Source organism: Modestobacter marinus (genome assembly GCF_019799945.1).
Lineage (GTDB): Bacteria > Actinomycetota > Actinomycetes > Mycobacteriales > Geodermatophilaceae > Modestobacter > Modestobacter marinus_B.
Map to the genome: position 1 here is coordinate 275142 of NZ_JABGCH010000003.1, position 23028 is coordinate 298169.

Annotated in this window: 22 protein-coding genes; 9 read left to right on the forward strand and 13 right to left on the reverse strand. The window is 75.5% G+C overall.

Translation table 11 applies throughout. The features are described 5' to 3' along the window. Nucleotides 1–9: 9 nt before the first annotated feature. The 3 genes from HK417_RS04820 to HK417_RS04830 are packed head-to-tail and all read right to left on the reverse strand — an operon-like array spanning nt 10 to nt 2851. Nucleotides 10–819 (reverse strand): ABC transporter permease, encoded by an 810-nt coding sequence (locus HK417_RS04820; protein WP_222263867.1) that lies wholly within the window; start codon nt 817–819, stop codon nt 10–12. After that, nucleotides 816–1751 carry an ABC transporter ATP-binding protein gene (locus tag HK417_RS04825; RefSeq protein ID WP_222263869.1) on the reverse strand — a complete coding sequence of 312 codons (936 nt, stop codon included), beginning with the start codon at nt 1749–1751 and terminating at the stop codon, nt 816–818. The genes HK417_RS04820 and HK417_RS04825 overlap by 4 nt, the downstream gene beginning before the upstream one ends. Next, the gene (locus tag HK417_RS04830; RefSeq protein WP_222263871.1) at nt 1748–2851 is read right to left on the reverse strand and encodes a sigma-E factor regulatory protein RseB domain-containing protein; all 1104 of its coding nucleotides are present in this window, start codon (nt 2849–2851) and stop codon (nt 1748–1750) included. Before HK417_RS04830 ends, HK417_RS04825 begins: the two co-directional genes overlap by 4 nt. 99 nt (nt 2852–2950) lie before the next feature. Here HK417_RS04830 and HK417_RS04835 point away from each other — a divergent pair, with 99 nt between their 5' ends. Further along, a complete protein-coding gene (locus tag HK417_RS04835) occupies nt 2951–3388 on the forward strand; it encodes a cupin domain-containing protein (RefSeq protein WP_222263873.1) in 438 nt (145 codons plus the stop codon). A gap of 127 nt (nt 3389–3515) precedes the next feature. Here the strand turns inward: HK417_RS04835 and HK417_RS04840 are convergent, their stop codons facing one another. Then, on the reverse strand, nt 3516–4850 hold the full coding sequence (locus HK417_RS04840) for an FAD-binding oxidoreductase (protein ID WP_222263875.1): 1335 nt from the start codon (nt 4848–4850) through the stop codon (nt 3516–3518). Nucleotides 4851–5205: 355 nt separating this feature from the next. Between HK417_RS04840 and HK417_RS04845 the strand changes: the two genes are divergently transcribed. After that, complete coding sequence (locus HK417_RS04845) at nt 5206–6084, forward strand: hypothetical protein (RefSeq protein ID WP_222263877.1); 879 nt, start codon at nt 5206–5208, stop codon at nt 6082–6084. A 21-nt stretch (nt 6085–6105) separates the two neighbouring features. Here the strand turns inward: HK417_RS04845 and HK417_RS04850 are convergent, their stop codons facing one another. Further along, nucleotides 6106–6465 (reverse strand): hypothetical protein, encoded by a 360-nt coding sequence (locus tag HK417_RS04850; RefSeq protein ID WP_261325917.1) that lies wholly within the window; start codon nt 6463–6465, stop codon nt 6106–6108. Between the two features lie 201 nt (nt 6466–6666). On the opposite strand from HK417_RS04850, the gene HK417_RS04855 reads away from it, so the two are divergent. Further along, nucleotides 6667–7296: a hypothetical protein gene (locus HK417_RS04855; protein WP_222263882.1), complete on the forward strand. Its 630-nt coding sequence runs from the start codon at nt 6667–6669 to the stop codon at nt 7294–7296. On the opposite strand, the gene metF is transcribed toward HK417_RS04855, so the two are convergent. Next, on the reverse strand, nt 7277–8215 hold the full coding sequence (gene metF / locus HK417_RS04860) for a methylenetetrahydrofolate reductase [NAD(P)H] (RefSeq protein WP_222263884.1): 939 nt from the start codon (nt 8213–8215) through the stop codon (nt 7277–7279). The genes HK417_RS04855 and metF overlap by 20 nt on opposite strands. 166 nt (nt 8216–8381) lie before the next feature. On the opposite strand from metF, the gene HK417_RS04865 reads away from it, so the two are divergent. Genes HK417_RS04865 through HK417_RS04875 form a run of 3 tightly spaced genes read left to right on the forward strand, consistent with a single transcriptional unit; the run spans nt 8382 to nt 11937 of the window. Then, on the forward strand, nt 8382–9515 hold the full coding sequence (locus tag HK417_RS04865; RefSeq protein WP_308123378.1) for a polyprenyl synthetase family protein: 1134 nt from the start codon (nt 8382–8384) through the stop codon (nt 9513–9515). After that, nucleotides 9512–10999: a phytoene desaturase family protein gene (gene crtI / locus HK417_RS04870; protein WP_222263888.1), complete on the forward strand. Its 1488-nt coding sequence runs from the start codon at nt 9512–9514 to the stop codon at nt 10997–10999. Before HK417_RS04865 ends, crtI begins: the two co-directional genes overlap by 4 nt. After that, nucleotides 10996–11937, forward strand: coding sequence for a phytoene/squalene synthase family protein (locus HK417_RS04875; RefSeq protein WP_222263890.1), 942 nt, complete (start codon nt 10996–10998; stop codon nt 11935–11937). Before crtI ends, HK417_RS04875 begins: the two co-directional genes overlap by 4 nt. Here HK417_RS04875 and HK417_RS26350 read toward each other — a convergent pair. Continuing rightward, nucleotides 11906–12229 carry an Rv2175c family DNA-binding protein gene (locus tag HK417_RS26350; RefSeq protein ID WP_222263892.1) on the reverse strand — a complete coding sequence of 108 codons (324 nt, stop codon included), beginning with the start codon at nt 12227–12229 and terminating at the stop codon, nt 11906–11908. The two genes, HK417_RS04875 and HK417_RS26350, sit on opposite strands and share 32 nt — an antisense overlap. A gap of 191 nt (nt 12230–12420) precedes the next feature. Here HK417_RS26350 and pknB point away from each other — a divergent pair, with 191 nt between their 5' ends. Continuing rightward, complete coding sequence (gene pknB / locus HK417_RS04885; protein ID WP_222263894.1) at nt 12421–14409, forward strand: Stk1 family PASTA domain-containing Ser/Thr kinase; 1989 nt, start codon at nt 12421–12423, stop codon at nt 14407–14409. A gap of 10 nt (nt 14410–14419) precedes the next feature. Next, nucleotides 14420–15325 (forward strand): deoxyribonuclease IV, encoded by a 906-nt coding sequence (locus tag HK417_RS04890; RefSeq protein ID WP_261325833.1) that lies wholly within the window; start codon nt 14420–14422, stop codon nt 15323–15325. 16 nt (nt 15326–15341) lie between these two features. Here HK417_RS04890 and HK417_RS04895 read toward each other — a convergent pair whose 3' ends face one another. From HK417_RS04895 to HK417_RS04905, 3 genes are all read right to left on the reverse strand, one after another. After that, nucleotides 15342–16412, reverse strand: a complete 1071-nt coding sequence (locus HK417_RS04895) for a threonine aldolase family protein (RefSeq protein ID WP_222263896.1) — start codon at nt 16410–16412, stop codon at nt 15342–15344. Continuing rightward, nucleotides 16412–17749: a class II 3-deoxy-7-phosphoheptulonate synthase gene (locus tag HK417_RS04900; protein WP_222263898.1), complete on the reverse strand. Its 1338-nt coding sequence runs from the start codon at nt 17747–17749 to the stop codon at nt 16412–16414. Before HK417_RS04900 ends, HK417_RS04895 begins: the two co-directional genes overlap by 1 nt. A 63-nt stretch (nt 17750–17812) precedes the next feature. Continuing rightward, a complete protein-coding gene (locus HK417_RS04905; protein WP_222263900.1) occupies nt 17813–18838 on the reverse strand; it encodes a 6-phosphofructokinase in 1026 nt (341 codons plus the stop codon). A 160-nt stretch (nt 18839–18998) separates the two neighbouring features. Between HK417_RS04905 and HK417_RS04910 the strand changes: the two genes are divergently transcribed. Further along, nucleotides 18999–21110 carry a methyl-accepting chemotaxis protein gene (locus HK417_RS04910; RefSeq protein ID WP_222263903.1) on the forward strand — a complete coding sequence of 704 codons (2112 nt, stop codon included), beginning with the start codon at nt 18999–19001 and terminating at the stop codon, nt 21108–21110. On the opposite strand, the gene HK417_RS04915 is transcribed toward HK417_RS04910, so the two are convergent. From HK417_RS04915 to HK417_RS04925, 3 genes are read right to left on the reverse strand one after another with little or no spacing between them, the layout of a single operon-like run. Further along, the gene (locus HK417_RS04915; protein WP_308123379.1) at nt 21100–21600 is read right to left on the reverse strand and encodes a polyadenylate-specific 3'-exoribonuclease AS; all 501 of its coding nucleotides are present in this window, start codon (nt 21598–21600) and stop codon (nt 21100–21102) included. The genes HK417_RS04910 and HK417_RS04915 overlap by 11 nt on opposite strands. Then, complete coding sequence (locus tag HK417_RS04920; protein WP_222263905.1) at nt 21597–22046, reverse strand: RidA family protein; 450 nt, start codon at nt 22044–22046, stop codon at nt 21597–21599. The genes HK417_RS04915 and HK417_RS04920 overlap by 4 nt, the downstream gene beginning before the upstream one ends. Nucleotides 22047–22094: 48 nt before the next feature. Further along, nucleotides 22095–22880, reverse strand: coding sequence for a lysophospholipid acyltransferase family protein (locus tag HK417_RS04925; protein ID WP_308123380.1), 786 nt, complete (start codon nt 22878–22880; stop codon nt 22095–22097). Nucleotides 22881–23028: the final 148 nt, after the last annotated feature.

Below are 23028 nucleotides of genomic sequence, written 5' to 3' on the forward strand. Positions count from 1 at the left end.
ACGACCCGCTCAGCTGGTGACGTCCTTCGTGGTGAAGTTCGCCCACGCGGCGCCCAGCAGCACCACCACGTAGACCGCCTGCAGCGCCACGCCCCGGACGACGTCCCGCCACAGGATCGGGTCGCGGAACAGGTCGACGAACGCCAGCCAGTACCGGGTCGGCAGGTAGGGCGCGAACGACGACGCCGCGTCCAGGGTGAACAGCAGCGACGAGGCGATGAGGACGGCGAGCGCCCCCAGCGTGGCGCCGAGCGGGGAGTCGGTGAGCGTGGAGAAGAACAGCGCGAAGGCGGCGACCCCGAGCATCGAGACGGTCACGTAGCCGATCGCCAGCAGGGTGCGGACGGCGAGCTCCTGCGAGGTCAGCGACGTCCCGGACAGCGCCGTCCCGCCGGTCGGCTGGACCTCGAACAGCAGCCGCCCGACCACGTAGCCGACCCCGGCGACCACCACGACGGTCACCACCACGAAGGCGACCACCGCGATCAGCTTGGCCACCAGCAGCCGGGTCCGGCCGGCCGGCCGGGCCAGCAGGTACCGCAGCGTGCCGCCCTGCGCCTCCCCGGCCACCGCCTCGCCGGCCACCACCGAGACGGCGATCGGGAGGAACAGCGGCAGCACGATCGCGAGGGCGGCCAGCGGGTAGAGCGTGCCGTTGGTGAGGACGGCGGAGAGGAACGCCGGCCCCTCCCCCGGCCGGGGCGCGAGGTCGGTCCACGCCAGCAGCACCGCCACCAGCACCGGCAGCGCGTTGAGCAGCCCGATCGTCACCCAGGTGCGCGGGCGGCGGAACAGCTTGCGCAGCTCGACGACGATCACCGGCGGCTCCGCTCGCCCGGCGCGTCGACCCGGTCGGAGCTGGTGCGCGCCGCGGCCAGCACCACCGCCTCCAGGCTCGGCCGTTCCAGCGCCAGCCCGTGCACCGGCACCCCGGCGGCCACCAGCGCGGCGTTGACCTCGGCGGGGTCCGCGCCGCGCACGACCGCCCGGCCGGCGGTCACCGACAGCACCCGGCCGTCCAGCGCCGCGCGCACCCGGTCCGGCTCGGGGGTCTCCACGATGGTCGCGCCGGTGGGCGAGGTGAGGCGGGCCAGCTCGTCCTGCAGCACCAGCCGGCCCCGGTCGAGCACGCCGATCCGGGTGCACATCTGCTCGACCTCGGCCAGCAGGTGGCTGGACAGGAAGACGGTGGTGCCCTCGCGGTTGAGCTGCAGCAGCAGGTCGCGGATCTCGTGGATGCCCTGCGGGTCCAGGCCGTTGGTCGGCTCGTCGAGGACCAGCAGCTCCGGCCGGCGCAGCAGCGCGGCGGCCAGGCCCAGCCGCTGCCGCATGCCCAGCGAGTAGGCCCGCGCCGGCTTGCGGCCCACCCCGGCGAGCCCCACCTGCTCCAGCACCGTCTCGATCCGCGCCCGCCGGGTCCGCCGGGAGCCCCCCGGCCCGGCGGCGTCGACCAGGGCCAGGTTGGCCCGCCCCGACAGGTGGCCGTAGTGCGCGGGGCCCTCGACGAGCGCGCCCACCCGGGGCAGCACCCGCCGGGCCGCCTTCGGCATCGGCTCGCCCAGCAGCCGCACCTCGCCCTCGGTGGGCAGCACCAGCCCGAGCAGCATCCGCACCGTCGTCGTCTTGCCCGAGCCGTTCGCGCCCAGGAAGCCGTAGACGTCCCCCGGCCGCACGTCGAGGTCGATCCCGTCCACCGCGCGCAGCTGGCCGTACCGCTTGACCAGCCCGGTGGTCCCGATCACCGTGCTCATCCGGCCCTCCCGGTCAGGTCGGTGGCCGCTGCCGCCAGCGCGTCGAGGGTGACCGTGCCGGTGAGCAGGAGCGCGCCGTCGGGTCCGTCGACGATCATCAGCCCCAGCGGGCCGGCGGCGATCCGGGTCCCGAGCGGGTCGACCACGGCCCCGGGCGCCCGGGACAGCTCGGCGCGCAGCCCGGCGGCGGCCCGGTCGGGCAGCACGCCGACGGCGAGCAGGGTCACCCCGCGGCCGTAGACGCCGACCGACCGGGGCGCCCCCTCGACCACGCGCCGGTCCAGCCCGGCCAGGGACGACGGCAGCGCCGGGCCGCGGCGCCGGTCGCGGTCGGCAGCCTGCAGCAGCTGCTCCGCCTGGCCCTCCCGCACCTCCGCGCCCTCGGGCACGGTGAACGCGGTGACCTCGGCCGGCGGGACCGTCAGGTCGAGCTCCAGGAAGCTGGTGTCCATCGCGGGCTCGGCGGCGTCGTCGCCCCACACCTGCACCCGCAGCGGCAGGCCGGTCGCCCGGTCGACCCACACGTCCACCCGGGGCACCGACGCCGCCTCCGCGGCCGGCTCCACCCGCAGCCCGAGGGCGTCCCGGCCGGCGACCCGCTCGGCGCCCAGCCGGGACAGCTCGTCCTCGGCCGCCTCCGACAACAGGCGCCGGCCCAGCGCGCTGGGCAGCAGGTCCGAGGGGCTGGGGAAGGCGAGCGGGCCGGGCTCGGACCACGTGGCGACGGCGTCCTCCCAGTCCCAGGTCCACGTGCCGCACCCGTCGGCGTGCACCCCGGTCTCCCCGGTCGGGGTGACGACGTCCACCCGCCAGTCCGCGGGACCGCGGTACCAGGCGCGCATCGTCGTCCGGTCGCTGAACAGGTCCGCCGCGTCGGTGAGCTGCTCCCCCACCGGCAGGTCCAGGCCGCCCGCGGACTGGGCGTACCCCGCGAACGCGACACCGGCCGAGCCGAGCGCCCGCGTGCGCAGGTCGACCGCGGAGGTCGGCGCGTCCGCGGCCGGGAGCGCGTCGATCAGCGGCGGCAGCACCAGCAGGACGGCGACCCCTCCGCCGACGAGAGCCCAGCGGGCAGCTGCCCCCGTCCGCGGCCTCCCCACGGCTCGACGGTACGACGGGTCCGGCGGCGACCGCGCATTCCGTTGTGCCCCGTCCCGCCGGCGAGCAGGCTGGCCGGACCACCAGCGGGAGGGGACGCGATGGACGACACCAGCCCGGCCTGCCGGGTCGTCCGGCCGGGGGACGGTTACACGGGCAAGCAGGGGCTGGACTACGGCGCCGGGGTGTCCGCCCAGTCCGCCGGCGCCCGCGGCCTCTGCCTGCACACGCTGGTCGTGCCGCCCGGCGGGCGCGGCACGGCGCACCTGCACGAGCACCACGAGTCCGCCGTGTACGTGCTGGAGGGCGACAGCGAGATGTGGTGGGGCGACGGGCTCGCCCACCACGAGGTCGTGCGGCCCGGCGACTTCGTCTACATCCCGGCCGGCGTGCCGCACCTGCCGGTCAACACCGGCAGCACGCCCCTGCGGGCGGTGATCGCCCGCACCGACCCGAACGAGCAGGAGAGCGTCGTGCTCCTCCCGGAGCTCGACGCCCTCCTCGACCAGCGACTGCGGGCCGCCGGGCCGGACAGCTGACCTCGCGGGCTCCGGCTCAACGGTACGAGGTCGTCCGGATCGGCGGGGAAGGACCTGCCAGCCGCGTCAGCTCCTGCTGCCCCCCGGACTGCGGAGACCCGTCCTGGTGCGCGTCCGTCGCCGGGACTCACACCGGGGCGATGTTCTGGTTGACGTGGAAGACGTTCTCGGGGTCGTAGCGCCGCTTCACGTCGACGAGGCGCTGGTGCTTCGTGGGTCCGAAGACCGCACGGGGATCCAACCCGCGGTGACCGGTCGGCTCGGCGCCCTGCCAGTTGATGTACTGGCCGCCGGTGGAGAACGGCTCCATGTCCGCGGACATGCCGCGGACGAACGCGATCCGGGAGGCATCGTCGGCGACGTCGCTCCAGAACCCGTACATGTTCAGCCAGAAGCGGGCGGCCCGGTTGGGGAACGGGGTGGCCTCTTCGGGCACGCGGCCGAATGCGCCGCCGAGGTGGTGGACGTCGAAGGCGGTGCCGGTCCACGTCTGCTCCGCCCCCCGGCGGAGCAGCACGTCGATCACCGCGTCGTCGAGCCGGTCGAAGGAGGTGTTGCGCCAGTAGGCCCGCACGCCTTTCGGGAGGAGAAAGTCGTAGGCCGCTTGCCACTCGACCCACCGCGTGTCCCCGACCTCTTCCGCGTCCGGCGGGGCGAGCTCACGCAGGCGCCTGACCTGCGCCTCCCCGGCCGCACGATCCGCGGACGCCCACGCAAACCCGAGCAGCAGGAGCGGCTCGTCACCCATCTCAGCGGCGGGCGGCGGGGTGAGTGACGTGGTGATCGTCGTCATCTCGTCCGGCAGGTCCCGCGTCCACAGCTCGAGCGCCGTCCAGGCCTGCCGCCACCGGTCCTGCCGGTAGACGAAGTTGCCGGCGAACAGCTGCGGCCCGTGGGAGTACGCCCGGAAGGTGAAGGCCGTGACCACGCCGAAGTTCCCGCCGCCGCCGTGCAGCGCCCAGAACAGGTCGGGATGCTCGGTCTCGCTCGCCGTGAGCTGCCCGCCGTCGGCGGTCACCAACTCGACCGAGACCAGGTTGTCGGCGGTCAGCCCGTACCGCCGAGTCAGCCAACCGACGCCCCCACCCAGCGTGAGCCCGGCGATGCCCGTGGTGGACACCACCCCGGCCGGCACGACGAGCCCGTGCGGCTCGGTGGCCGCGTCGACGTGGGTCAGCGAGGCCCCCGCTTCGACTCGCACGGTCGACGCCGCCGCATCGACCGACACGGCGTGGAGGTCGGCCAGGTCCAGCACCAGACCGTCATCGACCGTTCCCTTTCCGGCGACGTTGTGACCACCCCCGCGCACTGCCAGGTCCAGCCCGTGGTCCCGTGCGAAGGTGATCGTCGTCGCCACGTCCCCCACGTCGGCGGCGCGGACCACACCCCATGGTCGACAGTCGATCATCGCGTTCCACACGGCGCGGGCCTCGTCGTAGCCGGGGTCCTGCGGCCCGGTCACGGCCCCCGTCACACGGGTGCGGAGATCGCCCGGTTCCGGTCGCTGCGTCGAAACGGTCATGGCAGGCCTCGCCCAGCTCGGATCGTCGCGGACCATGGTTCGCCCGGCGCCGCCGGCCAGTCAAGCCCGCCCGGGCTGGCCAGTTCACCCTCGCGAGCCGTGATCACCACGCGCTGACGGCGGTCTCCGCACGCGTGAGACAGCCACCGGCGGGAGGTGATCACCACCGGTCGCCGTCCGCCCGCCACGCCGCGCCTCTTCCCCCTCCGTCGCCGCATGGGGGAAGGTGCAGCCCGGACCTTGCGGAACGGAGAGGACACGGAGTGCGTCGGCTGGGCAGCACGGGACGGGCGCGGTGAGCGCCGAGGGCTCCCGGCCGCTGTGGCCGGACCGCTACCTCACCGACGGCCGGCTGGTCATCACGCCACCGCCGGACCGCTCGCCAGGTCCCGAGTCCCCGCTCTGGGAGCAGGCCCGCGACTGGCTGGTCGCCCAGGAGTGGCTGGTCTGGTGCGGCCGGCAGTGGCGCGCGCTGGACACCGACCAGAAGTGGGTCCTCGCCGTCCTGCTGCTGATGTTCACCGGCGGGCTGGGGCTGCTCGTCCCGGCTGCCGGGGTCCTGGTGGTGCAGCACCGGGAGAACGCCGCCCGCGCCGCCCTCCCGGCCCACCCGGTGTCCCCCGAGGCGAGCCTGGCCGCCTGGGACACCATCGAGGCCCGCGTCGCCGGCGCCGCGAGCCGCGCCTGGGCCGAGACGGTGCGCGAGCCGTCGTGGCACTCCCCGTACCTGGCCGCCACCCGGACCGCCTTCGACGGCGACGCGGAGGTGCGCCAGATCGTCGACCTGGCCTCGCGCATCCGGCAGGCCCGCAGCCGGCTCGGCCTGCGCCCCACCGGCCCGGCCGCCGAGTTCTGGGACCGCCAGCAGACCGCCCTGGACGACGCCGCCCGCCGGCTCGGCCACCGCGCCGACGCGCTCATCCGGCACCGTGACCAGGCCGCCGCGCTCTCGGTGGAGCTGCAGCACCTCGCCGACCTCGAGCGGATGGAGCGCAGCGCCGTGGAGGTCGACGGGCTCACCGTCGAGACCGCGTACCCGTCCGGGCGGGGGGACGGCGGACTCGGCGACGTGGCCGAGCGGATCGCCGCCGTCCGCGGGGCGATGACCGACCTCGTCGACCTGATGACCCGCACCCGCGCGCCCCTGGCCGAGCCGCCCGACGTCCCCCGCTGACCGCCTTGAGCCGCTCGGTCCTCAGCCCAGCGCGACCACCAGGCAGCAGCCGGCGAGCAGCGCGACGACCGGCGTCATCACCAGCCGCTCCGGGCGGCTCCGGCTGGTCGCGTTCATCCCGATGCCGAGCACGAAGTAGCCGGTCAGCACCCACACGGCGACGTCGGCCGCCCCGGCCGACCGCCGGGCCGCCGCCACGAGCACCACCCCGACGAGCACGTAGGCGACGATCGACACGACGCTGCCGAACCGCAGGCCGGTCGGCAGCACCCGGTGCCGGCCACCCCAGGCGAACCGGCCCAGCGGCGCCCCGGCGACGAGCAGGCCCTGGAAGACGGCGAGCCCCGCCAGGACGACGCAGGCCAGGATGGCGGCGGTCATGATCACCCGCGCACCGTAGCGATCCGGACCGGCGGTTCCGCGGAACCGCCGCGGTGTGCTCGCCGACACCCGGATCGGGGTGATGGGGCACCCAGCCGACCCGGAGTGCCCGACGACCCGGTCTCGGCGCAGCCGGCGTTCCCGCGGGAACGTCCGGGCGGCTGACGGGCGGGCGACCGGCGGGCCGCCTACGGTTCCGGCATGGCCGCACCGATCAGCGACGCCGTCGTCGTCGACGTCCTGCGCCGGGTCGACCGGGTGCTCGGCCCGCTGGTGCAGCGGCTGGACCGGCCGCCCGCCCTCCCCCTGGCCGAGCGCGCCGACTGGTGGGCCGACCGGGTCACCCGCGTCGCCGCCGGGATCTCGGCCGCACCCCGGTTCGCCGGCAAGCTCGCCGACCTGCTGCCGCTGCAGAACACCGTGGGGTCGGCGGTGCAGGCGCTCGTCGTCCTCGGTGTCGCCGCGGAGCACCACGTCGACGACCCTGCCGAGCGGATCGCGCTGCTGGCCCGGGTGCTGCTGGACCGGGACCTCCCGGCCGGGCGGGTCGAGCCGCTGCTGCTGCGCGTCCGCGGCGTCTACGTCGAGGAGGCCCTCGGCGCGGAGCGCAGCCGCGGCGTGAGCGGCGCGGCCCGCAGCCTGTGGCGGGTGGCCCGGCTGCTGAGCCGCATCGACGACGCCCTCGACGCCCGCCCCAAGGGCAAGTGGCACCACCGGGCGCTGTCCCAGTTCCCGGTGGTCGGTGTGGCCGGGGGCTACGCCGCCGAGCGGGAGGGGCTGCGCCGCGCGGCGCGGACGGCCGAGGAGCTGCTCAGCGCACCGGCGCGCTGAGCGCCGACGGGGAGGCCGGCACGGGGACGCTCTCCCCGGCCAGCGCGGCGTACACCTCCCGCGTGGCCGTCGACCGGTTCATGGTGATGAAGTGGATGCCGGGCACGCCCTCGGCGAGCAGCTGCTGGCACATCCCGGTCGCCACCTCCACGCCGAAGGCCCGCACCGCCTTCTTGGCCTCCGGGGTGTCCCCGTCGAGCTCGGCGAAGCGCGCGGCGAGCTCGGGCGGGAAGGCCTGCCCGGACAGCTGCACGATCCGGTTGATCTGCCGGGCGCTGGTGACCGGCATGACCCCGGCGATGACCGGGACGTCGCAGCCCCGGGCCGTCACCCGGTCCCGCAGCCGCAGGTAGTCCTCGACCCGGAAGAACATCTGGGTGATCGCGAAGTCCGCGCCGGCGCGGCACTTGGCCACGAACATGTCGGTGTCGGAGTCGAAGTCCGGCGAGCGAGGGTGCCGCTCCGGAAAGGCCGCGACACCCACGGAGAAGTCGCCCATGGTCTTGATCAGCTCGACCAGCTCGGCGGCGTACCGCAGCCCCTGGGGATGCGCGACCCACTCGGCCTGCGGGTCGGCGCCCGGCGGGTCGCCGCGCAGGGCCAGCAGGTTGCGCACCCCGGCGGCCGCCAGCCGGCTCACCACGTGCCGCAGCTCCGCCACGCTGTGGTTCACGGCGGTCAGGTGGGCGAGCGGGAGCATCGTCGTCTCGGCGGCGATCCGCTCGGTGACCGCGACGGTGCCCTCGCGCGTGGAGCCGCCCGCGCCGTAGGTGACGGAGACGAAGGAGGGCCGCAGCCGCTCCAGTTCCCGCAGCGCGGTCCACAGCTGCGCCTCGGCGGCCTCGTCCCGAGGCGGGAAGAACTCGAAGGACCAGGTGGGCCGCGACTGCGCCACCAACTCCCGCACGGTGCCGCTCATGAGGGCACAGGGTACGCAGCGTCGGTGCATCCGATCGGGCAGCTCCGGCGGAAGAGGGGGTGTCGCCGCGCCCGCGGCCGCCGGGAGGAGGACCCGCATGCTCTGGTATCAGGCAACTGACACCCTGGACGGGACGTCGTCGATCAGATCGGGCGATACTGGCCTGGTGACCGTCGGGACGCAGCCCCTGCACAGTTCCCCCGGCCTCCCGGCCCCGTCGACCGACGCCGCCGACCTCGACCGGGTCCGCACCGCCGTGGGCGCCGCCCTCACCGGCTTCCTGGCCGAGCAGCGCCGCACCCTGGCCGCCATGGACGCGGCGCTGACCCCGGTCGTCGACGAGGTCTGCGCCCTCGCCGACGGGGGCAAGCGACTGCGCCCGCTGTTCGCCTACTGGGGCTGGCGCGGCCTCGCCGCCGACGCACCCGGACCGGCCGAGGACGACGACGCGGTGCTCCGCGCGGTGGCCGCGCTGGAGTTCGTCCACGCCAGCGCCCTCGTGCACGACGACGTCATGGACGGCGCGTTCACCCGCCGCGGCCGCCCCGCCACGCACGTCGGCTTCGCCGGCCGGCACGGCGCGGACGGGCTCACCGGGGACGGCGACACCTTCGGCGTGGGCGCGGCGATCCTGGTCGGCGACCTGGCGCTGGTGTGGTCCGACGAGCTGCTGCGCCGCTCGGGCATCGCCGGCGCCACGCTCACCCGGGCCCGCACGGTCTGGGACACCATGCGCACCGAGGTGACGGCCGGGCAGTACCTGGACCTGCTGCGGGCCGCGGGCGGGCTGCCCGGGCCGCAGGGCGCGCTCACCGTCGCCCGGTACAAGAGCGCCGGTTACACGGTGCAGCGCCCGCTGCAGCTGGGCGCGGCCATCGCCGGGGCCGGACCGCGCGCCGTGGACGCCTACACCGCCATCGGCCTGCCGCTGGGCGAGGCGTTCCAGCTGCGCGACGACGTGCTGGGCGTGTTCGGCGACCCCTCGGTCACCGGCAAGTCCGCCGACGACGACCTGCGCGAGGGCAAGCAGACGCTGCTCATCGCGCTCGCCGAGGAGGCGGCCGACGCCGCCGGCCGGCGGCTGCTGGCCGAGGGCCTCGGTGACCCCACCGCCGGGCCGGACCAGTTCGAGGAACTGCGCCGGCTGATCGAGTCCACCGGAGCCCGCGCCCGGGTCGAGGAGCGGATCACCGAGCGCACCGCGCTGGCCCGTGCCGCCATCGCGGCGGCACCGATCACCGAGGACGCGCGCGCCGCGCTCGACGCGCTCGCCGTCGCGGCCACCTCCCGCTCCGCGTGAGGACGGTCCCCGGGCGCACCGACCGGGTGGTCGTCGTGGGCGCCGGCCTCGCCGGGCTCTCCGCCGCGCTGCGCCTGCGCGGCGCCGGCCGGGAGGTCACCCTCGTCGAACGGGGCGAGGGCCCCGGCGGCCGGGCCGGCGTGGTGCGGCGGGCCGGCTACACGCTGGACACCGGGCCCTCGGTGTTCACCGCGCCCGAGGTGCTCGCCGAGGCCTTCGCCGCGGTCGGCGACCGGCTGGAGGACCGGCTGCGGCTCACCCCGCTGGCGACCACCTACCGCGCCCGGTTCGCCGACGGCTCGCACCTGGACGTGCACGCCGACCGGGCGGCCTTCGCCGCCGAGGTGGAGCGGCTGTGCGGCCCGGCGGAGGCGGCCGCGCTGCACCGTTACCTGGACGACCTCGCCGAGCTGTACCGCCTGCAGCTGCGGACGTTCATCGACCGCAACCTCGACTCACCGCTCGACCTGGCCGGTCCCGAGCTGGTGCGGCTGGTCCGGCGCGGGGGCTTCCGGCGGCTGTCCTCCCACGTGGCCGCGGCGTTCACCGACGAGCGGCTGCGCCGGCTGTTCAGCTTCCAGGCGCTGTACGCGGGGGTCTCGCCGTACCGGGCGATCGCCGCCTACGCCGTCATCGCGCAGCTGGACATCGGCGCCGGGGTGTGGCACCCGGAGGGCGGGATCGGCGCCGTCCCCCGGGCGATGGCCGCCGCGGCCGCCGACGCCGGCGTCGTCCTCCGGTACGGCGCGGAGGTCGCGGAGCTGGAGACGCGCGGCGACCGGGTGTCCGGGGTCCGGCTCGCGGACGGCGACCGGCTGCCCGCGGACGCCGTCGTCGTGACCGCCGACGCCCCGCACCGGCTGGTGCCCGGGCTCCGCGGCCCGCGGCGGCCGGTGCACTCGCCGTCCTGCGTGGCCCTGCACCTCGGCGTCCGCGCGGCGCTGCCCGGGCAGGCGCACCACACGATCAGCTTCGGCGCCTCGTGGTCGGAGGTGTTCCGCGAGCTGACCCGCGACGGGCGGCCGATGAGCGACCCGAGCCTGCTGGTCAGCATGCCGTCGGTCACCGACCGGTCGCTGGCCCCGGAGGGCGGTCAGGTGCTGAGCGTCGTCGCCCCCACCCCGAACCTCGACCCGCGCAGCGGCGGCAACCCCGACCTGGACTGGCCGGTGCTCACCCCGCGCTACCGCGACGAGCTGCTGGGCGTCCTGGACGCCCGCGGCTGGACCGGCATCGGGGACGCCGTCGAGGTCGAGGAGGTGCTGACCCCGGTCGACTGGGCGGCCCAGGGCATGGCGGCGGGCACCCCGTTCGCCCTCGCGCACACGTTCGGGCAGACCGGCCCCTTCCGGCCGTCGACGCTCCCCCGCCGCGGGCCGGTGAACGTGGTGCTGGCCGGCTCCTCGGTGCAGCCGGGGGTCGGCGTCCCGATGGTGGTGATGAGCGGCCGGCTGGCCGCCGAGCGGATCACGGGAGCCCGATGACCATCCCCCCGACCCGGGCGGAGCAGCAGGCCGCCCTCGACGCGGCCTACCGGCACTGCGCGGCGATCGCCGCCCGGCACGGCAAGAGCTACCACCTGGCCACCCGCCTGCTCACCGCCGACCGCCGGCCCGCCGTGCACGCGCTGTACGCCGCGGCCCGCACCGCCGACGACCTCGTCGACGTCCCGGGCGCCGACCCGGCCGGCGACCTCGGCGACTGGTCCCGCGCCGTGCTGGCCGAGCTGGACGCCGGGTGGTCCGACGACCCGGTCCGGCTGGCGCTGGTGCACACCTACCGGCGGTACGCGATCCCGGTCGAGCACCTGGTCGACTTCCTGGCCGCGATGAGCAGCGACCTGGAGGTCACCGGCTACGCCGACCTGGCCGCGCTGGACCGGTACATGTGGGGCTCCGCGGCGGTGATCGGCCTGCAGGTGCTGCCGGTGCTGGGCACCGCGCCCGGCGTGACCCGGGAGGAGGCCGCGCCGCACGCGATCGCGCTGGGCGAGGCCTTCCAGCTCACCAACTTCCTGCGCGACGTCGGCGAGGACGCCGACCGGGGCCGGGTCTACCTGCCCGCGGACCTGATGGCGGCGCACGGCGTCACCCGGGAACAGCTGGTGGCCCGGCGCCACTCCCCCGGCTTCCGGGACCTGATGCGCGAGATGGTGGCGGTGACCCGCCGCCGCTACGACGACGCGGCGCCCGGCGCGCCCCTGCTGGCCCGGGAGTCCCGGGACTGCGTGCGGGCGGCGACCGCCCTGTACGGGGGGATCCTCACCGAGATCGAGCGGGCGGAGCACCGGGTGCTCGACCGCCGGGTGCGCGTCTCGCGGCCGCGGCGCCTGGCGGTGTTCGCCCGCCGGCTGACCGCCGCGCAGCTCGCCCGGATCGGGCCGGACCGGGTCAGTACGCCAGCGCCTGGGCCCGCCGGGTGACCTCGGTGTGCCGGTCGTCGCGCAGGGCCTCGACCGGGGTGCCGGGCAGCGTGTCGTCGGGGCGGAACAGCCAGTCGAACGCGTCCTGCTCGGTGTACCCGCCGTCGAACAGCACGGTCAGCAACCCCGGGAGGTGACGCAGCACGGCGCCGTCCTGCAGGAAGTCGGCGGGGATCTTGCTGTTGCCACTGCCCGGGACGGCGAGGAGCTTGCGCTCGCGCAGCAGCTGCCGGACCCGGTTCGGCGAGGTCCCGAGCTGCGCCGCGACCTCCGCGGGGGTGAGCGTGTCCACGTCCTCAGCCTAGGGCGCGCCCCGGCGCGGCCCGCGCGGCCTCCCGGGCTGGACGGTCGGCCCCTGCGGCGACCAGCGGTTCGACACTCCCCCACCGGTCCGTCCAGCCAGTCCTGCCCCAGCAGCCTCATGTCCCCGACGGGTCCGCGTCGTTTCGTCCACCGCCGCGCATCCGCTCCTAGACTCGCCGCGTGGACACCGTCGTGACCGACCCCGTGGTCGGCCTGCTCCTCGAAGGGCGTTACCGCCTCGAGGAGCGCCTGGCGCGTGGCGGCATGTCCACCGTCTACGCCGCCACCGACCTGCGCCTGCACCGCACGGTCGCGGTCAAGGTGATGGCCGAGCACCTGGCCCACGACCCGGCGTTCGTCGACCGGTTCACCCGCGAGGCGCGGGCCACGGCCATGCTCAGCCACCCCAACGTCGTCTCGGTGAGCGACCAGGGCGCCGACCAGGGCCTGGTCTACCTGGTCATGGAGCTGGTCCGCGGCCGGACGCTGCGCGACCTGCTCCAGGCCCGGGGCCGGCTCACCGTGGGCGAGACGTTCGCCGTCCTGGAGCCGGTGCTGTCCGGGCTGACCGCCGCGCACCGGGCCGGCATCGTGCACCGCGACATCAAGCCCGAGAACGTGCTGATCTCCACCGACGGCCAGGTCAAGGTCGCCGACTTCGGGCTGGCCCGCGCGGTGGCCGGCACCGGGCAGACCAGCCATACCGGCGGCGTGCTCATCGGCACCGTCGCCTACCTCTCCCCCGAGCAGCTGGAGCGGGGTCGCAGCGACGCGCGCAGCGACGTCTACGCCGCCGGCGTCATGCTCTACGAGCTGCTCACCGGGCATCCGCCCTACGCCGGTGACACCCCGCTGGCGGTGGCCTACCAGCACGTGCACCACGACGTCCCCGCGCCGTCGGCCGAGGTGCCCGACCTGCCCTGGCAGGTCGACGAGCTGGTCGCCCGCACCACGCGCCGGGACCCCGCGGCCCGCCCGCTGGACGCCGGGGCGTTCCTGGCCGAGCTCACCGACCTGCGCAGCGACCTCGGCATCGGCCGGATGCCGGTGCCCACCGGGCGGCCGGTCGAGTCCCCGGGCACCCTGCGGCCCACCAGCCGTCCCTCCGCGCCGCGGCCGCGCGACGCCAGCGTGCCGGGCCGGAGCACCGCTCCGCGCCCCGAGACGCTCGGCGGCCGGTCCCGCGGCACCACCGTGCTGCCAGGCACCGACAGCGGCCCGACGGGGCAGGTCCGGGGCGCGGGCCCGCGTCCGCCGGCCGTCCGGCCCGGGGTGCCCCCGCACATCCGCCGCCGGCGCGCCCGCTTCGCGCTCACGCTGGTCCTGCTGCTCGCGGTCACCATCGGCGCGATCGGCTGGTGGCTGGGCTCCGGGCGCTGGACCACCGTGCCCGAGCTCGTCGGCGCCGACGAGCAGACCGCCATCGGCCGGCTGCAGGAGGCCGGCCTGGACCCGGCGTTCGGCGAGGAGCAGTTCAGCGAGACCGTGCCGGAGGGCGTCGTCCTGTCCGCCGACCCCGGCGAGGGCGAGCTGATCCGGGGCTCCGACGTCACGCTCGTGGTCTCCAAGGGCGTGGAACGGTTCACCGTCGACACCGCGCTGGCCGGCCGGCCGCTGGAGGAGGTCCAGGCGGCGCTGGGCGAGCTGCCCGTGCAGCTGGACAACGCCACCGAGTACAGCGACGACGTGCCCAGCGGCAGCGTCATCCGCTTCGACCCGGCCGCCGGCACCCAGCTCAAGCGGGGCGACGTGGTCACCCTGGTCGTCTCCCAGGGCCGGGCCCCGGTCGAGGTGCCGAACGTGGTGGGCCAGGAGCCGGACGCCGCCCAGGACACCCTGGAGCAGCTCGGGTTCACCGTGCAGCGCGACGAGGGCCGCAGCGCCGACGTCCCCACCGGCGCGGTCATGGCGGTCGCCCCCGCGCCGGGCGGGGCGCAGCCCTACGGCAGCGCGGTGACCATCACCGTCTCGGTCGGCCTGCCGCAGGTGACCGTGCCCGACGTCGTCGGCATGTCCGAGGACGAGGCGACGGCGGCGCTGCAGGCCGCCGGGCTGGCCGCCGAGTCCACCCAGTTCATCTCGGGCAACCGCGTGTTCCAGCAGAGCCCCAAGGCCGGCGAGCTCGTCGACCTGGGCACCACCGTCAAGATCCTCATCAGCTTCGGGTGATCCCTCCCTCATGATCTCGCACGTTGCCGCCCTGCCCCCGATCGGGGCGCACATCCAGGTCAAGGGGGGCCTCGCCAAGGGCGGGCTGCCCTACGCCGACGCCGTCGGCGCCCGCGCCGTCCAGGTGTTCGTCGGCAACCCCCGCGGCTGGCGGCCCAGCGCCGGCAACCCGGCCCAGGACGCCGCGTTCACCGCCGGGTGCGGCGAGCGCGGCGTGCCCTCGTTCATCCACACGCCGTTCCTGGTCAACGTCGGCTCGCCGAGCGAGGCGACCGTCGAGCAGTCGATCGCCACCATCCGGCACTCGCTGCAGCGCGGCGTCCAGCTCGGCTGCGCCGGGGTGGTCGTGCACGCCGGTTCCGCGGTCGGCGAGGACCGCTACGAGGCGGCGCTCGGCCAGCTGCACGAGCGGCTGCTGCCGGTGCTCGACGAGCTGCCCGAGGGCGCTCCGCGGTTGCTGGTCGAGCCCACCGCGGGCGGCGGCAGGTCGCTCGCGGCCACGGTGGAGGACCTCGGCCCCTACCTCGCCGCGCTGGACGGCCACCCGGCGGTCGGGGTCTGCTTCGACACCTGCCACGCCTGGGCGGCCGGGCACGACCTCGCCACCCCCGGTGGCATGGCCGCCGCGCTGGAGGCGTTGGAGGCGACCGTGGGACCGGGCCGGCTGGGCCTGGTGCACGCCAACGACTCCCTCGACGGCTGCGGCTCCACCCGGGACCGGCACACGACCATCGGCGCCGGCTCGATCGGTGCCGCGCCGTTCGGCGAGCTGCTCACGCACCCGCTGATGGCCGGCGTGCCGGTCGTGGTGGAGACCCCGAGCGTCGGGCACGGCAGCGACTGGGGCGGCCACGCCGCGGACATCGCGCTGCTGTGCGCCCTCCGGGACGGCGCCGAGGTGCCCGCCGCCGCCTGACGGTGAGCGACCGCCGTCAGGCGGCGGGCAGCTCCGCCATCACCTCGGTGAGCACCTTCGCCGCGCGATCGACACCGGCCCGGTCGACGTCCAGGTGGGTCACCAGCCGGATCCGGGTCGCGCTCACCTGACCGACCAGCACCCCCTGGGCGCGGGCCGCGGCCGCCACCGCGGCGGCCGGGACGCCCTCGACGACGACCATGTTGGTCTCCACCGTGGCCGGGTCGACGCCGAGCCGCTCGGCCAGCAGCCGAGCGTGCTCGTGGTCCTCGGCGAGCCGCTCGAGGTGGTTGTCCAGGGCGTACAGCGCGGCCGCGGCGAGCACGCCGACCTGCCGCATGCCCCCGCCGAGCCGCTTGCGCCAGAGCCGGGCGGCGGCGATCCGGTCCTCGCTCGCCACGAGCACCGACCCGATCGGGACGCCGAGGCCCTTGGACAGGCAGACCGACGCGGTGTCGGACAGCCGCCCGTAGGTGGACAGCGGCACCCCGGAGGCCACGTGCGCGTTCCAGATCCGCGCCCCGTCCAGGTGCACGGCCACGTCGTGCTGCCGCGTCCAGTCGAACAGGGTCTGCAGCTCCTCCAGCGGCTGGACCAGGCCGCCACCGCGGTTGTGCGTGTTCTCCACGGCGATCGCGGCGGTCGGGGTGACGTGCCAGTCGTCCTTCGGCCGCACCTGGGCGATCAGCTGCGCCGCGGACACCCGGCCGGCGTCACCGCCCCCGCTGCCGGAGACCACGGTGCGGCTGGACAGCCCGAACAGTGCCGCGGCGGCGCCCATCTCGTAGGTGAAGACGTGCGCGTCGGCGTCGCCGAGGACCTCCTGGCCGGGCTCGCACACCAGCCGCAGGCCGATCTGGTTGCCCATCGTGCCGGAGGGGACGAACAGCGCGGCCTCGTGCCCGAAGAGGTCGGCGGTCCGCTCCTCGAGCGCGTTGACCGTCGGGTCCTCGCGGTAGACGTCGTCGCCGACCTCGGCCTCGGCCATCGCCCGGCGCATCGCGGGGGTGGGCCGGGTGAGGGTGTCCGAGCGCAGGTCAACCGCCCCGGCAACAGGGGTGGGGTTGTCGGTGTCGATCCCGTACATCAGCCGCGCAGCATCTCCGTGACGAGGAAGGCCAGCTCGAGCGACTGGCCGGTGTTCAGCCGCGGATCACACGCGGTCTCGTAGCGACTGTTCAGGTCGTCGTCGCTGATCTCCATGGCGCCCCCGAGGCACTCGGTGACGTCCTCACCGGTCAGCTCGACGTGGATGCCGCCGGGCCAGGTGCCCAGCGCGCGGTGCACGTCGAAGAAACCGAGCACCTCGTCGACGACGCGGTCGAAGTGCCGGGTCTTGTAGCCGCTCGGGGACTCGTGCGTGTTGCCGTGCATCGGGTCGCACTGCCAGACCACCTGGTGGCCACCGGCGGTGACCTTCTCCACGATGCCGGGCAGCACGTCGCGGATCTTGCCGTTGCCCATCCGGCTGATCAGGGTGAGCCGGCCCGGGAGGCGCTCCGGGTCGAGCCGCTCGACCAGCTCGACCGCCTGCTCCGGGGTCGTCGTCGGGCCGATCTTGACGCCGATCGGGTTGGCGATCCTCGAGGCGAACTCGACGTGCGCGCCGTCCAGCTGGCGGGTGCGCTCGCCGACCCAGACGAAGTGCGCCGACAGGTCGTACGCCCGGCCCTCGTGCACGCGCAGCAGCGCCCGCTCGTAGTCCAGGATCAGCGCCTCGTGGCTGCAGTACAGCTCCACCTGGCGCAGCGCCGCGTCGTCCACCCCGCAGGCGGACATGAACGCCAGAGCCCGGTCGATCTCGCGGGCGATCACCTCGTAGCGGACGCCGGCCGGCGAGCTCGCGACGAAGTCCTTGTTCCAGTCGTGGACCGCGTGCAGGTCGGCCAGCCCGCCGCGCGCGTAGGCGCGGATCATGTTCATCGCGGCGGCCGAGTTCGCGTACGCCCGGACCAGCCGGTTCGGGTCGGGGACGCGCTTCTCGAGCACCGGCTCCAGCGAGTTGACCATGTCGCCGCGGTAGGACGGCAGGCCCAGCGCGTCGATGTTCGAGCTGCGCGGCTTGGCGTACTGCCCGGCCACCCGGCCCACCTTGACGACCGGCACGCTCGCCCCGTAGGTGAGCACGACGGCCATCTGCAGCAGCGTGCGGGTGGTCGCCTGCAGGTGCGGCTCGGTGTTGAGGTCGAAGGTCTCCGCGCAGTCACCGCCCTGCAGCAGGAACGCCCGGCCCTGGGCGACCTCGGCGAGCTGGGCCCGCAGGGTGTCGACCTCGCTGGGCGCGACGATCGGCGGCACCGACGTCAGGGTGGACAGCACGGCGTCCAGCGCGGCCCGGTCGGGCCACTCCGGCTGCTGGGCGGCGGGCAGACTCCGCCACCGGTCCAGGCCGGGGACCAGCTCGGCGGGATCAGGCAGGCTCACATGACGAGGGTACGGCCCGCGCCGTCCCCTCCGGACCGGGTGTCCGGTCCGATGCCGGGCGGATCAGCCGAAGAACGTCTCCACCTCGGCGTACCGCTCCAGCGGGACCAGCTTGAGCCCGGCGGTCGCCTCGGTGAGCGGCACCCGCACGATGTCGGTCCCGCGCAGCGCCACCATCACGCCCGACGCGCCCTCGTGCACCGCGTCGGCCGCGGCCAGCCCGAACCGGGTGGCCAGCACCCGGTCGAACGGGGACGGCGTGCCCCCGCGCTGGATGTGCCCGAGGACGACGGCCCGCGCCTCCCGCCCGGTCCGCTTCTCCAGCTCGGCCGCCAGCCACACCCCCACACCACCCAGGCGGACGTGCCCGAAGGCGTCCCGCTCCTCCGAGCTGGACACCAGCTCACCCCCCGCCGGCCGGGCCCCCTCCGAGACGACGACGATCGGCGAGTAGCCGGAGTCGAACCGGCGGCGGCAGTGCCCGACCACCGCGTCCAGGTCGAAGGGCCGCTCGGGCAGCAGCACCACGGTCGCACCGCCGGACATGCCGGCGTGCAGGGCGATCCACCCGGCGTGCCGGCCCATCACCTCGACCACCAGCACCCGGTGGTGGCTGTCCCCGGTGGTGTGCAGCCGGTCGATGGCCTCCGACGCGACCCCGACGGCGGTGTCGAAGCCGAACGTGTAGTCGGTCGCGGCCAGGTCGTTGTCGATGGTCTTCGGCACCCCCACGGTGCGGACGCCGGCGTCGGCCACCCGGCGGGCGACGCCCAGGGTGTCCTCGCCGCCGATGGGGATCAGCGCGTCGATCCCCCGCCGCTCCAGGGTGGCGAGCAGCCGCTCGGGCCCGCCGTCGACCGCGTACGGGTTGGTCCGGGAGGTGCCCAGCACCGTTCCGCCGCGCGGCAGCAGCCCCCGGGTCGCGGTGACGTCCAGCGTCAGCGCGTCGTCGTCCAGCACGCCCCGCCAGCCGTCCCGGAAGCCGATGACCTCGTCGCCGTTCTGGACGACGGCCCGGCGGACCACCGCGCGGATCACCGCGTTGAGGCCGGGGCAGTCACCACCGCCGGTCAGGATGCCGATGCGCATGCAGCCCTCCAGGGACGTGAGTGGGCAAGGCGGCACATGATCCCCCACCCGGGCCGCCCGCGGGGGCCTCGCCGGCCTCACCGCGGTACCGGTGGTCCAGCCGGCTGCCGATGGACTGCCCGAGGCGGGTTCTCCCCGCCCGGGGCGGCCAGGGGGCAGCGTGCGCAGGGGCATCCGGACGAGGGTCGTGGCGCTGGCGGTGGCCGGCGTCGCGGTCACCGGAGCCGCCCTGGTGGGGGTGGCCGCCGAGCGGAGCGGCGGCCTGACCGAGGAGGTGGGCACCGACGTCCGGGCCCTGGTCGACCAGGCCGTCGCCGGGGCCGCGACCGGCGCGTACGACGCCGTCGCCACCCACGCCGACGCCACGGCCGCGACCGCCGCCGCCGACCTGCGGGTGGCCGGGTACGTGCTGCACCAGTCCGGCGGGCTCGGCCTGGCCCGGCAGGGCACCGTCGCCTGGGACGCGAGGAACCAGGTCACCAGCCAGGTCACGCCGGTCGTGCTCCCCCGCATGGTGGTCGGCGGCACGTGGCTGGGTCAGAACGCCGACCCGGCCGTCCGCACGCCGGTCGTCGACCAGGTGGCGGAGCTCGTCGGCGGGACCGTCACGATCTACCAGCGGATGAACGAGGCCGGGGACATGCTCCGGGTCGCCACCACCGTGGTCGGCACCAGCGGCAGCCGGGCCATCGGCACGTACGTCCCGGCCACCGGCACCGACGGCGCGCCCGACCCGGTCGTCGCCGCGGTCCTCGCCGGTGAGACCCGCAGCGGAACGGCGCTCGTCGCCGGGTCCTGGTCCGTCACGGAGCACCAGCCGCTGCTCGACGCCGCGGGCCGGGTCATCGGCATGATCGACGTCGCCCCCGCGCAGGCGGGCCCGCCCGCCCTGCGCGCGGCCGTCACGGACGCCGCGGTGGGTGAGCACGGCTCGGTCAGCGTGCTGGGCGGCACCGGCGCGCTGGCCGGCACCGTGCTGGTCAGCCGGCACGGCACCGCCGACGGGGACGTCCTGCTCGGCGCCACCGACGCCGACGGCACGGCCTACGTCGAGGAGATCGTGACCGCGGCCCGGGAGCTCGACCCGGGCGAGCAGGCCACGGTCACCTACCGGGACGCCGCGACCGGCGCGCACACCGTGCAGCTCGCCTACCACCGGCCCTGGGACTGGGTGATCGCGGTCGACGCACAGGACAGCGACCTCACCGGCCCGGTCGAGCGGCTCGAGGAGGGCCGCTCCTCGATGCTGACGGCGCTGGTCGTCACCGCCGTCCTGCTCGGCGTCGCGACGTCCGCCGTGGCCTGGTGGACGGCGCGCCGGCTCACCGAGCCGCTGCGCGTCCTCGACCGCCACCTGGTGGAGATCGCCGACGGCGGGGGCGACCTGACCCGGCGGTTGGACGACTCCACGCCGGACGAGGTGGGCGAGCTGGCCCGCACCGTCGACCGGTTCGTGGAGAAGGTGGCCGGCACGGTCCGCGACGTCGCGGTCTGCGCCGGCGCGCTGGCCGACACCGCCGCCGGGGTGGCCCGGGTGGCCGACGGACTCGGCGAGCGGGCGACCCGCAACCGGGACCAGACCCGGGACGCCCACCGGGCGGCCGCGGAGATCAGCTCCGGGGTCGGCTCGGCGGCGGCCGGGGCCGAGCAGATGGGCTCGGCGATCCGGGAGATCGCCCGCAGCGCGAGCGACGCCAGCCACGTCGGCCAGGGCGCGGTCGAGCTGGCCGCGCGGACCGAGACGGCGATCGCCGCGCTGGGCACCAGCTCGGCGGAGATCAGCGACGTGGTCAAGGTGATCACCGCGGTCGCCGAGCAGACCAACCTGCTCGCGCTGAACGCCACGATCGAGGCCGCGCGGGCGGGCGAGGCCGGCAAGGGCTTCGCCGTCGTCGCCACCGAGGTCAAGGAGCTGGCCCGGGAGGCGTCCCGGGCCAGTGAGGAGATCCACCGGCGGGTGCAGTCGATCCAGGTCGACACCAGCGCCGCGGTCGGCTCGATCGGTCAGATCGTCGGGGTCATCCGGGAGATGACCGACCACCAGACCACCATCGCCGGCGCGGTGGAGGAGCAGACCGCGGTCACCCACGAGTTCTCCCGCAGCGTCACCGCGGTCGCCGGCGGCGCCGGCTCGGTGACCCGCTCCCTCGACGACGTGGCCGCCGACGTCGACCGCACCACGGCAGACGTGGACACCGCCCGGGCCGCGGCCCGGCAGCTCGACCGGCTCTCCGGCGAGCTGACCCGGCTGGCCGGCGTCTTCACCGCCTGACGAAGGACACCCCGCCCATCACGTTCCAGCGGAGGAGGTTGTACCGGGCGTCGACCAGCGCGTCGTGGGTGCCGGTCGGCTTGGGCGGGAGCTCGGGCCGGCCGGCGTCGTCCCAGCGCTGGCGCAGCTCCCGGGTGAAGCGCGGGATCGGCCGCGGCAGCGCCGTCATCGGGCCCCACAGCTGGCACAGCGCCACGTGGTCGTAGGCGGCGATCCACGCCCACAGCTCGATCTCCTCACCCGGCGCGGTGAGGAAGGACAGCAGGTCGTCGCGGATCCGCTGCCGGCTGCGCCAGGCCCGGTCCGCGGGCGGGGGCAGCTGGTCCAGCACGTTGCGCCGCACCCACGGGATCGCCTTGCCCGGGTCGAACTCGGTGCTGACGGCGTAGAACTCGCGGCCGGTCTCGTCGACGACGCCGATGGACACCAGGTCGATCGTGGTGCCGTCCTCGATGAACTCGGTGTCGTAGAAGTACCGCCGCACACTCACCCGCCCACGGTAGATCCGTCGCCCGGCGGGCCCGGCTCCGGCCAGCTGTCCCGGACGGCGACGGCCTCGACCTCCACCAGCTGGTCCGGGTACCCCAGCACGGTCACCCCGACCAGGGTGCTGGGCGCGGCGTGCTCGCCGAAGGCCGTGCGGACGACGTCCCACGCCGTCCGCAGGTCGTCCCGGTCGGTGGTGGCGACGTAGACCGTGGTCTTGAGGACGTCGGTCAGCGTGGCACCCGCCGCCGCCAGCGCCGTGACGAGGTTGGCCATCACCTGCCGGGCCTGCCCGGCGACGTCGCCCACGGCCACGGTGGCCCCGTCGGCGTCCAGCGGGCAGGCGCCGGCGGTGAACACCATGCGGCCCGGGTCGGACACCGCCGCGTAGGCGTACGGCGCTGCGTGGCTCAGCGCAGGTGGCCGGACGAGCTCGATGCCGGAGGTCACCGCCCGATCATGGGGCACCGGCCGCCGGCCCGCCGCCCGGCGCGGGGCTCAGCCGGCCAGCGAGCTGGGCAGGCGGTCGGCGGCCTCGGCCGGCGGCGGCTGCAGCCGGCGGACCACTTCGCCCGCGCTGGCGCCGGTCGTGTCCATCGACTTCTTCACCTTGGCGCCGTACAGGTCGACGTACTCCTGCCCGGACAACTCCATGATCTCGTACATGATCTCGTCGGTGATCGACCGCTCCACGAAGCGGTCCCCGGACAGTCCCGCGTAGCGCGAGAAGTCCAGCGGCTCCCCGAAGCGCACCTGGACCCGGATCAGCTTCTGGCCCAGCAGCGTGCCCAGCTTCCCCGGCAGCGGGATGTCCCGGGGCGTGTAGGTCATCGCCACCGGGACGACCGGGGCGCCGGTCTCCAGGGTCATCCGGGCCACCCCGGTCTTGCCGCGGTACAGCCGGCCGTCGGGCGACCGGGTCCCCTCGGGGTAGATGCCCAGCACCTTGCCCTCGCGCAGAATCCGGATGCCGGTGCGGATGGCGTCCTCGGCGGCGGAGGCGTTGGTGCGGTCGATCGGCACCTGGCCGCTGCCGGCGAAGAACAGTCGCTGCGCCATGCCCTTGAGCCCGGTGCCACGGAAGTACTCCGCCTTGGCCAGGAACGTCACCCGCCGGCGCACCGACATGGGCATGAAGATCCAGTCGGAGGCGGACAGGTGGTTGCTGGCCAGGATCACCGCCCCGCGCCGCGGCACGTGGTGCGCACCCTCCGGTCGCCAGCGGTACACCAGCCGGACGAGCGGGCCCACGGCCACGTACTTGAGGAACCAGTAGATCAACACGCCTCCCTGAGTGACTGTCAGACTAGGGACGCGTCGTGTCCGGCGACAATCCGTCGTCGCGCGCGAGTCGTCCGCCCGCCCGTCCCATCGTTGCGGCGGCTCCCCCGGGAGCCGCCGGCGTCCGCCCCGGAGGTCCGATGTCACCGCA

What these genes read in the sequence shown, in the direction of transcription:
- HK417_RS04825 (WP_222263869.1), bottom strand. Translation starts at nt 1,751, where the DNA reads ATGAGCACGGTGATCGGGACCACCGGGCTGGTCAAGCGGTACGGCCAG.
- HK417_RS04835 (WP_222263873.1), top strand. Translation starts at nt 2,951, where the DNA reads ATGGACGACACCAGCCCGGCCTGCCGGGTCGTCCGGCCGGGGGACGGT.
- HK417_RS04850 (WP_261325917.1), bottom strand. Translation starts at nt 6,465, where the DNA reads ATGACCGCCGCCATCCTGGCCTGCGTCGTCCTGGCGGGGCTCGCCGTC.
- HK417_RS04855 (WP_222263882.1), top strand. Translation starts at nt 6,667, where the DNA reads ATGGCCGCACCGATCAGCGACGCCGTCGTCGTCGACGTCCTGCGCCGG.
- metF (WP_222263884.1), bottom strand. Translation starts at nt 8,215, where the DNA reads ATGAGCGGCACCGTGCGGGAGTTGGTGGCGCAGTCGCGGCCCACCTGG.
- HK417_RS04875 (WP_222263890.1), top strand. Translation starts at nt 10,996, where the DNA reads ATGACCATCCCCCCGACCCGGGCGGAGCAGCAGGCCGCCCTCGACGCG.
- HK417_RS04890 (WP_261325833.1), top strand. Translation starts at nt 14,420, where the DNA reads ATGATCTCGCACGTTGCCGCCCTGCCCCCGATCGGGGCGCACATCCAG.
- HK417_RS04895 (WP_222263896.1), bottom strand. Translation starts at nt 16,412, where the DNA reads ATGTACGGGATCGACACCGACAACCCCACCCCTGTTGCCGGGGCGGTT.
- HK417_RS04905 (WP_222263900.1), bottom strand. Translation starts at nt 18,838, where the DNA reads ATGCGCATCGGCATCCTGACCGGCGGTGGTGACTGCCCCGGCCTCAAC.